Genomic DNA, 11,126 nt, shown 5'->3' on the forward strand with positions numbered 1-11,126 from the left:
GGATGTTCATCCATGACTACAATCGCCGAGTCAGAGAGAAGCTGGCAGAAAGGAAAGAGTCCATCTTTTCCTCTGTCCTTTACTAAAATGCACTACCTCCTGAAGCTGCGCGGTGAGGTCAGGGGAGATCCCTAAACCATGCCGGTGTCCTTGGTGGCTGCGCATCGCTGGGCGGGGAAAGTCCGTGGGCAAACTGGGTGCGGTGACAGGAGACAGGCGCGATCGCCAGTAATGCAACTGCTGCTCTAGAACTTCGCCCTGCAAAAACTGTCGCTGCCATACGGCAAAATCGGCATACTGAATCGGCAAGGGCGGTAGAGCAGGCTGCTGGTCTCGCCGATGGGCATCGTAGAGAATCGCTAACTCCCGAATCAGCACCTCCATCGACCAACCGTCGGAGACAATGTGGTGCAGGGCCAGCAGCAGCACATGGGTCTCAGCCTCTAGCTGAATCAGGCGCGATCGCACCAGATCGTCCCGTGCCAGATCAAAGGGCTGTTGGGCCAGGTCTAGGGCCTCGGTCTGAATCGCTGTCGTCTGCGCCTCGGGTGGCAGATCTGACCAATCCAAGCGGGTTAGATGCACGGTGCCGGTCGGCTGTACCTGCTGGCGCGGTTGCCCTGCCACCATTACAAAACGCGTGCGCAGTGCTTCATGGCGCTGCACTAGGTCTTGAAACCCACGTTCCAAAGCCGCTGCGTTTAGCTCACCCCGCAGCCGCACCACCGCCATCATCGTATAGGCTAGATTCCCCGGCTGGAGCCGATCGAGAAACCAAAGCCGCTGCTGGGCAAAGGAGAGCGGAAACTGGTTGGGATGCTGGAGGCGCGATCGCAACAGGTCAGCCAAGCGCGATCGCTTATCCCCATCACAAGGCAGGGCGATCGCAGACGGAGGGGTAGAAGCCATAGGTCTAAATAAAAAATATTCTTGATAATGCAAATGCTCGAACAGCATGATCCAGCCTGCAAGCAGGGCAGTTGAGCATGGCTCAAGCCAAACTTAAGGGGAACACATTGCTTCCAGGACTAGTTTTCGATGCATCAACACCTAGCCTTAGGTACTGTTAGAGCTACGATCAGGGCTACTGTCAAAGCACAAGTCTTGGGCTAAACCCAATTTTTTTGACAGGCTAGGATTGCTTATGCATGCATTAGTAGGCTAGTCTTGTTAGGAATTTTGTCAACAAAGATATTCGACTCAACCAAGCTATTCACCATTAGACCTACTATGAATCTCCTTCACCTGCTGCTGCGAACATCCCCCACAGCTATGGCTATTGCTGTTGTGGCTGGGGGGCTGAGTGGTGGCGGTAGTGCCCGCTTGGTTGCCCTTGTCAATGAGGTGGTCACGGGCCGCCAAGGGGTGATGGCTCCCTTTCTCTGGAGCTTTTTTGGCCTGCTAGCCGGGGTTGTGGTCGCCGGATATATGTCACAGCTACTGCTGATTCGGCTAGCCCAAGGCGCTTTGTTTGACCTGCGTTTGGTGCTGGCCCGTCAACTGCTCGACTGTCCGCTGCGCCAGCTTGAAGCCTTGGGCAGCCACCGGCTGATCGCGGCTCTCACGGCAGATATTGAAACCATTGCCTCCGCCTTTACGGTAGTGCCTTTTCTCTGCATCGACCTAGCGATCGTAGGCGGTTCCCTAATATATCTGGGCTGGCTGTCGTTGCCGCTGCTGCTAGTCATCGTTGCCTTTATTGCCCTGGCAACCGTTACCTACCAGCTCATCGCCCAGCAAGCTCGACGCTTTTTGGTCACTGCCCGCGAAGAGCAAGACCACCTGTTTAAGCACCTGCGTGGCATCATTCACGGCATCAAAGAACTCAAGCTGCACCACCAGCGACGACAGGTCTTTTTGAGTGAAGAGCTGCGCCAGACCGCTGCCACCTATCGCCATTTCAACATGCTGGGCATGGGCATATTTGCCGGAGCCACGAGTTGGGGGCAACTGATCTTTTTTGCCATCATGAGCATCTTCTTGTTTGTCATACCTCGGTTTCGTCCTCTAGAAACAGCACTGCTGGCCAGCTACATTCTCACCATTATTTACCTCAGTGCCCCCCTCGAAAACCTGATGCGGCGGCTACCCATTCTCAGCCGTGCCAGCATCGCCCTAGATAAGGTCGAATCCTTCGGGTTTATGCTCAACCATTGCCAAGAGCCGCCCAGTCCAATCCGTTTGCCCCAATCTCCCACTTGGCAACGCCTAGAGCTCAACCATGTCACCTATGATTATGATCGGGGAGCCGATACAACCCCCTTTACCGTAGGCCCCATTAATTTGATCTTGACGCGCCCCGAAGTCGTGTTTTTAATTGGCGGTAACGGCAGCGGCAAGTCTACCTTGGCTAAGCTAATTACTGGGCTCTATCCCCCCACCACAGGGCAGATTACGCTGGATGGTGAAGCGATCGCCGATCGCAATCGAGAGGCCTATCGCCAGCAGTTCTCTGCTATTTTTGCCGATTTTTACCTGTTCGATCGCCTGCTGGCCCTAGACAGCCCCGAGCAGATTGAGCAAGCCAACACCTACCTGACCGCTCTCCATCTCGACCATAAAGTTCACCTGCGGGCCGGGGAGTTATCCACCACCGACCTTTCCCAGGGACAGCGCAAACGCCTCGCCCTCCTCACAGCCTATTTAGAAGATCGCCCCGTCTACCTGTTTGACGAGTGGGCCGCCGATCAGGATCCACAGTTCAAGGCAGTGTTTTACACCCAGATTTTGCCCGAGCTCAAGCGTCGAGGAAAGCTGGTGTTGGCCATTACCCATGATGATAAGTATTTTCACTTGGCAGATCGCATTCTCAAGCTAGAGAGTGGTCAGCTAGTTGAGCATTCAGGCTCCCAAATCTTTTCTTGACAGAGCAAATCAAGTATTCTAAGGTGCAAAAGACGCTCAGTTTATTGATATGATTTCTCATTTGATCTGGCAAGATCCTTGGAGTAGTGCAGTTCAGAGGCAGGGCCGATGCTGAGGGCTATGCGGTATCTGACATGGGCACTGCTGGCGATCGCTTCTCTAGTGCTTGTTGTGGCCTGCGGCAGCCCTTCCCTACAGTCTCAGCCGGTCGTCCCAGAGCAGGGGCGCACCATTGAGACTGCGCTGGGTAACGTCACGGTGCCTGAAACACCCCAGCGTGTCATCGTGCTGGCCCAGACTGCCCTCGACAGCACCCTAGCACTGGGGGTTAAACCCATCGCTGCGACCTATGCCGGATTTCCCCAGCGTTCTGACTACGGCAACTTTCCTGGCTATCTGGCGAATAAAACCGAGGGCGTTGCCAATATCGGCCACGCCTCCCAGCCCAGTTTTGAAGCCATGCTAGAGCTTAACCCCGATCTGATTTTGAGCACCGTGGACGACCATCGTCAGTTCTACGATCGCCTCTCGCAGATTGCCCCTACCGTACTGGTTGAGACCCGCGCCAATGCCCTGGCCACCTACGCCGAAGCCCTAGGGAAAACAGCCGAAGCCGAGGTGCTGACCCAAACCTTTGAGGCCAGAGTTCAGCAGTTCCGTCAGCAGATGGGCGATGCTTTGCAGACCACTGAAGTTTCCGTCCTGCGCTTTCGCCCTGGCCAGGTAAGACTTTATATGAAAGATTCTTTCTGTGGCTACATTTTGGAGCAGGTTGGTCTGCCCCGTCCCGCTGCCCAGGACAAACATAAGTTTTTTGAAACCGTCAGCCTAGAAGCTATTCCAGCCATGGATGGGGACGTAATTTTTTACTTTCAAGACAATCCCCAAGAGTCCATGGCCCAGCAGGTGATGGCTCACCCACTGTGGCAACAGTTGGAGGCCGTACAGCAGAATCGCGTATATCCAGTCTCCTTTGACACTTGGTTTTTAGGCAACGGTATCTTAGCCGCGAACGCTGTTCTAGACGATTTGTTTACCTATTTAATTAATCCTCCAGCATGACCTCACCCCAGTCGATTACGACCTGCCCCGATGTTGATCTTTGTGCCGTATTTTCGAAACGCAATGGCGAAGCCCCGATTGGTTCGGCTCCAGAGTGCGATCGCTACCTGATTGTTGAAGTACCCATGCCCTGGGGACGTAATGTGCTCCAGAGTAAGAACTTTCCTGCCGCGCTACTGCCGGTGCTAGAGCAGGCCGCCGCCCGCAGTGCCAAGGGTCGTTGTTTGGCGATCGCCCCCGATCTCCGCTACAGCAAATCAGGCTATCGCCGCATTCTCTACTTTCAGCGTCCTGCTGCCCAGTTTGCCACCTACGATAAACAAGAGTTTTGGGTACCAGAGGATCTGTTGGTGCCCTTGGTGCAGGCCCTGCCCAACCCCGCCGATCTGGCTCCCTTCGAGATCTACCGGCAGCTTGCCACCACACGGGATTTTCTAGTCTGTGCCCATGCCGAACTCGATATCTGCTGCGGTCGGTTTAGTCGGCCCGTGTACGACACCCTCAAAACCTACGCCCAGACAGACAATCTGCGGGTGTGGCGCACCAGCCACATCGGCAACCACCGCCTCGCCCCCACCCTGATTGACTTTCCCGAAGGTCGCTACTGGGGGCATTTGGAACCCGACACGCCCCATCATCTGGTGCAGCGAGATCTGCCGATGGCCAACCTCAGAGCCTATTATCGAGGCTGGGCCGGGCTGCCGCCTTTGGCACAGATGGTAGAAGGAGAAATTTTTGCCCAACTGGGCTGGCCCTGGCGCGACTACCGCCAGGCCGGTCGAGTGTTGACCCTAGATGAAGCCACGGGCCAAGCCCAGGTGCAGATTGACTTCATCAGCCCGCAGGGTGAAGCCGGAAGCTACCGCGCTACAGTGGCCGTCAGCGGTACGGTCAAGACTCTCAATAATTCAGGTAAGGGAGATTTCAGAGAGGTCAAACAGTACCGAGTGAGCGATCTCAGGCGGCTGTGAGACCTTTGTAACCATTAGACCTTATTTGTAGACATTAGACCTTATCGGTAATAAGTTGCCCGATGTCTAACCTGACATTTAAATGAATGTGCTAGGCTCTGTTTTAAAACCTGCTAAACCCCTTGATCTTTCGTACGAGAGAATCAGGGTTTGGATGAGTTTTAAAACACGCCCTAGCCATAGGAGCGATCGGCTTCGGGCTAAGAATTCATTAAATTAATTGCTAAATTAATTGCTTGTCCTAAGTCCGATGAAATCTATTCACTACGGTCGGCGACGGTTGGCAACTTCGAGCTTTTGGCGGTTGCGCACTGTTAGAGTGCGCTGCAACTGCTGAGTTTGGGCAATGAGGGCGTCATCGAGCGCCCGATTTAACGCCTGCACCGAAGCGTTGGATTGCTCCAGCATCAGAGTCAAGAGAGCGTCGTATTCAGCAATCCAAGCGGCGATCGCCTCTTCCTCAAACAAGGCAGTGCGGTAGACGGCGGTGAGATGCAGACCTCCTTCGGCCTCGCTCAGATGCCAAGTGAGATTCCAGCGGCCGTAAGCGGGTGGCTGCGGCATGGCCGCCACGGTTAGCCCTTGGAAGTCCGGCACGGCGAGCGATGGATCAAGGTTGAATAAAACCGGCACCAGAGGCTGAAGTGGGGTAGGCGATCGCCCCCCATTTCCTTGAGCCCAGCGCACCCATTGGCTGAGAGAATAGTCGGCGTGGTCGAATGGCTGGGGACTGCCAGTTTTCGGCATCCTCGGGGAAGACAGCATCTACATTCAGGGCGGGAATAGTCAATAGCGCCTGAGAACGAGATAACTGCACCGAGGTTGTCAACACCAATGCTGCTTGCACATCATCAGCAATCCGCTGTAGACGATCAAGGGACTGGTTGAGCCGAGGGGGATAAACCGGTACAGCGATCGCCCCCGCATAGAGACAGGCACAAAATGCCACAACGTAGTCCAAGCCAGGCGGGCAGAGTATGAGCACTCGCTCTCCCGGTCGGTGTTGCCGCTGCATCTGGGCGGCGATCGCTCGACTGCGGCGATCTAAATCAGCGTAGGTCAACTGTTCAGACGCAGTAACGCCATCATTCCAGAGATACAGAGCAACCTGATCGAGCTGCCGAACTGCCCGATCACGCAAAAGGTCAACCCAGGTCAGGACAGGGCCAGCGACCGGGGGGGAAGCAAACGACGGAGGGGTCATGGGGGGAGGGCAATGTAGTTGCGAATAACGTCAAAAGCTATGTTTGGTTAATTGATAGTTCTTCTTAAGAAGTATAGGCAGCTCGGGTGATCCACGCAAGGGGCAATCATAGCCCAATAGGTTCATCAAGCATTCGATCAACATGTCTTTTGTCTGAAAAATCGTTTCCGCAAATCTTCTCGCATGGGATTGACAAGAAGAGTTATCCCCTTTACTTTTGGTAAGTATTCTCATTAAGATCCATTCCGTCTCGTTCAAATTGAAAATATTCTCTTTTAGCGCAGTGGCGTTCGCACTCTGCTGCGCTCGTTTCAAGTGTTTAGTGGTGTATGAGGACTTGTTGTGAAATTGTTTCTAGGAACCTATGCCTTGGGCCTATCAGGCGCGATCGCCACTGCGATCGCCCTCCCTGTCTACGCCCAAACCACCGCAATTACCGCCGTGGAGCTGATGCAAACCGAAGCGGGGCTGTCGCTGACCTTGGAGACTGGCACTGACGCCCCCCTGCAAACCTTCGTCAACCGTGATGGCAACACCGTCATCATCGATGTGGTCGATGCCCAACTGCAAACCCCCGAGGGCGACTCCTTCCAGCAGACTAATCCGGCGGCAGGTATCGAGTCGATTACCGTGCGATCGCTAGACAGCAACCGCATGCAGATTACCCTTGTGGGAGAAACCGCCGCCCCCGAGGTAGCGATCGCCCAGCAGGCGACCAGCTTAGTGTTGGCTATCAGCACCGCACCCGACTCTGCAACTGTCCCTGACGGCGAAACGCCTGATTCCCCTACATCCCCCGACGTGCCTCCCTTGCCCAGCGAAGCCGGAGCCCCCATTCGCGTTGTGGTCACCGCCACCCGCACCGAAGAAGTTGTAGAAGATTTGGGTCGTTCGGTCACCGTGATTGACCGCGAGCAGATTGAGCAACAGTCCGCCCTTTCCCGTGATTTATCCGATATTTTGGGCAGTTTGGTACCGGGCTTTGGGCCTCCCAATCAGCTACGCATCACGCGGGGGCAAAACCTGCGGGGTCGTGAAGCCGCCGTTTTGATCGATGGCGTGCCGCTTTCCACCAACTTTCGGGTCAACCGCCAAGAGTTGCGCAGCATCGACCCCTCGGCGATCGATCGCATCGAAGTTATTCGTGGCCCCAGCGCGATCTACGGCGGCCAAAGCACCGGCGGCGTCATCAATATCATCACCCGCCCCCCCGCCGACGGAGAGGTTGAGTTCGAAACTCAGGTTGGCGGCAGCGCCTCGCTAGGCAGCTTAGAGGAAGATGGCTTTGGCAATAGTTTCTCGCTGGGGGCCTCAGGGCGCTCCGGTCGCAGCGATTTTCGCATCGGCCTGTCCCATGAGCAAACCGGCAGTTTCTTCGATGCCGACGGCAACCGCATCGTCTCCGAGGCCAGCCTCAGCGAGACCACCAGCTACAACCTGCTGGGCAGAGTCGGCTATGACCTCAGCGACCAACAGCGGCTAGACCTGACCGTGAACTATTTCGACGCCGAGCGGGACACCGAATACGTCGCTGATCCATCAACACTGTTAATTCCTGGCCGCCAGGTGGCTCAGTCCTTAAGAATTCCTGGCCTGCAGCGTGACGACAACCCAGGCGATAGCAGCCTGCTGGTCAACCTTAGCTATTCCAACGCCGACCTACTCGGCAGCCGAGTGCAGGGGCAGATTTACTACCAAGATACGATCGCTCGCGGTGAATTTGCCGATGGTCGCTTGGGCGGCGAATTCTTTCCCTTCCTCTTCCAGTCGCGGCTCGATGCCGAACGCTGGGGCAGTCGCCTGCAAATTGAAACCCCTTTAAATAATGCCGAAACCCTCAACCTGCTTTGGGGCGTAGACTACGAAAGCCAACAAAACCAGCAGATTACTGCCCAGTTTGACCCCGTCGCCTTCGATCGCGATCGCCGTCTGGATACCGTCCAAGAGTTTGATTTTACCCCTCCCTACCGCCTCAACAGCCTAGGCCTCTTTACCCAGCTCGATTGGGAAGCTAGCGAAGAGCTGCTGTTGCGCGGCGGTCTACGCTATGAAAATATCAGCCTCAACGTTGATGACTACTTTTCTGCCATTCAGCAGCGGCCCATTCAAGGAGGCGATCGTAACTTTGACGATATTGTATTTAACGCCAGTGCCGTTTACAGTCCCGTTGAAGATATCTCACTTTTCGCCAGTGTGGCCCAGAGCTTCAGCGTTCCTGAATTTAGCCGCATCCTGAGAAATCCTCCGCCCGGATTCATCAGCATTGGCGACGACCTAGATATCACTCAGCCGATCACCGTCACCGAGTATGAGGTCGGAGTTCGTGGCAACTGGTCATCAGTGCAAACTAGCCTCAGCGGGTTTTACAACACCTCAGATCTAGGAGCCAGTTTGGTACCCAGCGATACGGGGCTGCTCAGCATTCAGCGCGCCCCCCAGCGAATCTATGGAATCGAAGCCACCCTCGATTGGCAACCCGCCGATCGGTGGGGGCTCGGCGGCACCATTAGCTGGGCTGAAGGCGAAAACGACGTCGATCAAGATGGCGACTTTCTTGCCCTCAACAGCGGTGAAATTTCTCCCCTAAAATTCACGGCCTACCTCGAAAACGAAACCCTGCCGGGATGGAATAATCGCCTGCAAGCCCTGATTGTCGGCAGCCGCGATCGCGCCGCCGATGCGGGTGTAGAACCATTATCGATCGAGAGCTATGCCACCGTTGACTTTATTAGTAGCGTTGATCTCGGCCCAGGTACGCTACAAGTCGGCATTGAAAATCTTCTCGACACCCAATACTTCCCAGCCGTGGGCCAGTTTCTTTCAGGTTTTGACGATCGCAACTATATAGGTGGTCGAGGCCGTACTGTCCGTATCCTATATTCAGCGACGTGGTAGCTTAGCCTTATTCTAATCAGGTAAACCTACCTCTAGGCAGACACCGTTCCATCTTATCCTAAGCTAGTGTTTTAGTTGGTGTTGCTGAGTAAAGCTATGACATCGGAACGTGAGCAAGATGCTCATACTCACACCTCATTGACCATTAAGGTCGTGGGAGCGTCTCGCTCACGGTTCTTTAGCGCACATCATAGGTCGATTCAGAACCGCCACACGTTCCTAGTGTATTTCCTGCGATCGCTACAGCATTTTCCACGGTATATCAACTCTGGGTTAATGATCGTCGCCAGCCTATATCCACAGGGGTGCTGTTTGCCCTGCCCTTGTGAAGCCACATTTCTCATAAAAGGCGATCGCTTCACTGTCAGCCACAAACATATGCATGGCTTGATATCTCTGCTTTGCTTGATATCTCTGCTTTGCTTGATATCTCTGCTTTAAAGATAACAAGGACAAACCTCAGTATTGTTTTAGTGCCTTTTTCCCTAATTGAATGCTTGGATAATCGCATCTCGCAAAATTGATAACCCCAACTCGATCTCTTGATCTGAAACGGTGAGGGGAGGGGCAATGCGAAATGTCCCGCCCATGCCGGGTAGATTGACAATATTCATACTCAGACCCAGATCAAGAGCGTTTTGGGTAATGCGATCGCCCAGGTCAGGGGCCGGGGTTTTGGTCTGTTTATCGAGAACAATCTCCATGCCCAGTAATAACCCTCGACCACGGACATCGCCCACACAATCAAACTCTGCTTGCAGCGACTCAAGCCCCTGTCTCAACTTAATCCCGGCGCTCTCTGCTCGCTTCACCAACTGATCTCGGAGGATCACCTCTAAAACGGTAAGCCCGACGGCAGCAGGTAGTGGGTCTGAGACATGGGTGGTGTAAAAGACAAATCCACGTTCGTGACATTGTTCCTCAATCTCCGCTGAGGTGAGCACGGCTGAGAGCGGTAGCCCTGCGCCTAACGTTTTCGATAGGGTGAGAAAATCGGGAACGATTTCGTCTCTAGAAAACGCAAACATTTCCCCGGTGCGACCCAGGCCAGTTTGGGCTTCATCCATGATCAGCATCATGCCCCTTGCGGCGCAGTGGGTTTTGAGGGCTTTGAGGTAACCCACAGGTAGATCGAGAATACCGCCAGCACTGAGGATAGGCTCGGCGATAAAGGCGGCCAGGGCTCCCGTGGATTGCCGATCAATCAACTCAAACCCGTAGTCCAGCTCTGCCTGCCAGTCATAGTCCGCAGCCTGACCAAAGGTAGGACGGTAAAAACTGGGAGCCATAATGGCCATGCCACCCACACCCATGGGCCCATACCCCCGCCGGGCCGCCGAGTACGTGGCGGCGGCGGCTCCCCCGGTCATGCCATGCCAGGATTGGGCAAAGCCCACTACTTCATGCCCACCGGTGGCCAGACGTGCCATCTTCAGCGCGGCTTCGTTGGATTCTGCACCGGTGCTCAACAACAAAACCCGATCAAGACCGGGCGGTGTCAAGGCCGTTAAGGCTTCTGCGAGCTGCACGACGGGTTCTGACAACATGCCACTAAACAGGTGCGCCAGGGTACCCATAGACTGACGGACGGTTGCGACAATGTCAGGGTGGCTGTGTCCCAGGATGGCGCTCATTTGACCTGATGTAAAGTCAAGCACGCGTCGCCCGTTGCGGTCATAAAGAAATGATCCTTCTGCTCGATCAGCAACAAAGCTAGAGAAGGTGCCACCATAGCGAATGAGAGAAGTCTGAGCTCTTTCTAAGACGGTGGGTGTGGGTAGGGAGGTGCTGGTGGCTTGTGGGCCATCACCAATTAAGACCATTAGATGAACCTCATGAGGGATTGGATGCTGTCTATCACGCAGGCGTAGGGAGGCGTTGTAGCGTATTTCACGGATAACGTCTGCTAATCCATCCATCCCGCTCCAACTTTTCACGCACAGCGGCTCGAACAAACGCTTGCTTATTCTCCATGGCCCTCACAATTGCATCGTGACTTGCAGGCAACTTCACCGCCAGCGGTTTCTTAGCTAACGGCTCATCAACATCGGCAGCCGATGGCTTGATCTGGGACTTAAACGCTTCAGTCTGCACCGGATCAGGATTGCCGCCTTTGGCTCCTTTGGTCT

9 protein-coding genes are annotated in these 11,126 nt (G+C 54.7%); 4 read left to right on the top strand and 5 right to left on the bottom strand.

From position 1 onward, the window contains the following. Window positions 1–30: 30 nt before the first annotated feature. Entirely contained in the window at window positions 31–909 is an 879-nt protein-coding gene (locus JUJ53_RS19305) for a condensation domain-containing protein (RefSeq protein WP_204153675.1), read from the bottom strand. A 321-nt stretch (window positions 910–1,230) separates the two neighbouring features. On the opposite strand from JUJ53_RS19305, the gene JUJ53_RS19310 reads away from it, so the two are divergent. From JUJ53_RS19310 to JUJ53_RS19320, 3 genes are all read left to right on the top strand, one after another. Continuing rightward, complete coding sequence (locus tag JUJ53_RS19310; protein ID WP_204153676.1) at window positions 1,231–2,865, top strand: cyclic peptide export ABC transporter; 1,635 nt, start codon at window positions 1,231–1,233, stop codon at window positions 2,863–2,865. 120 nt (window positions 2,866–2,985) lie between these two features. After that, window positions 2,986–3,927 (top strand): iron-siderophore ABC transporter substrate-binding protein, encoded by a 942-nt coding sequence (locus JUJ53_RS19315; RefSeq protein ID WP_204153677.1) that lies wholly within the window; start codon window positions 2,986–2,988, stop codon window positions 3,925–3,927. After that, the gene (locus JUJ53_RS19320; protein ID WP_204153678.1) at window positions 3,924–4,898 is read left to right on the top strand and encodes a sucrase ferredoxin; all 975 of its coding nucleotides are present in this window, start codon (window positions 3,924–3,926) and stop codon (window positions 4,896–4,898) included. The genes JUJ53_RS19315 and JUJ53_RS19320 overlap by 4 nt, the downstream gene beginning before the upstream one ends. Before the next feature lie 264 nt (window positions 4,899–5,162). Here the strand turns inward: JUJ53_RS19320 and JUJ53_RS19325 are convergent, their stop codons facing one another. Then, window positions 5,163–5,531 (bottom strand): hypothetical protein, encoded by a 369-nt coding sequence (locus JUJ53_RS19325; RefSeq protein ID WP_204153679.1) that lies wholly within the window; start codon window positions 5,529–5,531, stop codon window positions 5,163–5,165. Then, on the bottom strand, window positions 5,509–6,102 hold the full coding sequence (locus JUJ53_RS19330; protein ID WP_204153680.1) for an AMP-binding protein: 594 nt from the start codon (window positions 6,100–6,102) through the stop codon (window positions 5,509–5,511). Before JUJ53_RS19330 ends, JUJ53_RS19325 begins: the two co-directional genes overlap by 23 nt. 342 nt (window positions 6,103–6,444) lie before the next feature. Here JUJ53_RS19330 and JUJ53_RS19335 point away from each other — a divergent pair, with 342 nt between their 5' ends. After that, window positions 6,445–8,997 (top strand): TonB-dependent receptor, encoded by a 2,553-nt coding sequence (locus tag JUJ53_RS19335; protein ID WP_204153681.1) that lies wholly within the window; start codon window positions 6,445–6,447, stop codon window positions 8,995–8,997. A gap of 485 nt (window positions 8,998–9,482) precedes the next feature. Here JUJ53_RS19335 and JUJ53_RS19345 read toward each other — a convergent pair whose 3' ends face one another. Together JUJ53_RS19345 and JUJ53_RS19350 are read right to left on the bottom strand one after the other, a co-directional pair. Beyond that, window positions 9,483–10,820 carry an aspartate aminotransferase family protein gene (locus JUJ53_RS19345; RefSeq protein WP_204153682.1) on the bottom strand — a complete coding sequence of 446 codons (1,338 nt, stop codon included), beginning with the start codon at window positions 10,818–10,820 and terminating at the stop codon, window positions 9,483–9,485. 67 nt (window positions 10,821–10,887) lie between these two features. Continuing rightward, a partial coding sequence (locus tag JUJ53_RS19350; RefSeq protein ID WP_204153683.1) for a hypothetical protein occupies window positions 10,888–11,126 on the bottom strand: 239 nt, incomplete at its 5' end.

It is taken from the genome of Leptolyngbya sp. CCY15150, assembly GCF_016888135.1.
Taxonomy (GTDB): Bacteria; Cyanobacteriota; Cyanobacteriia; order RECH01; family RECH01; genus RECH01.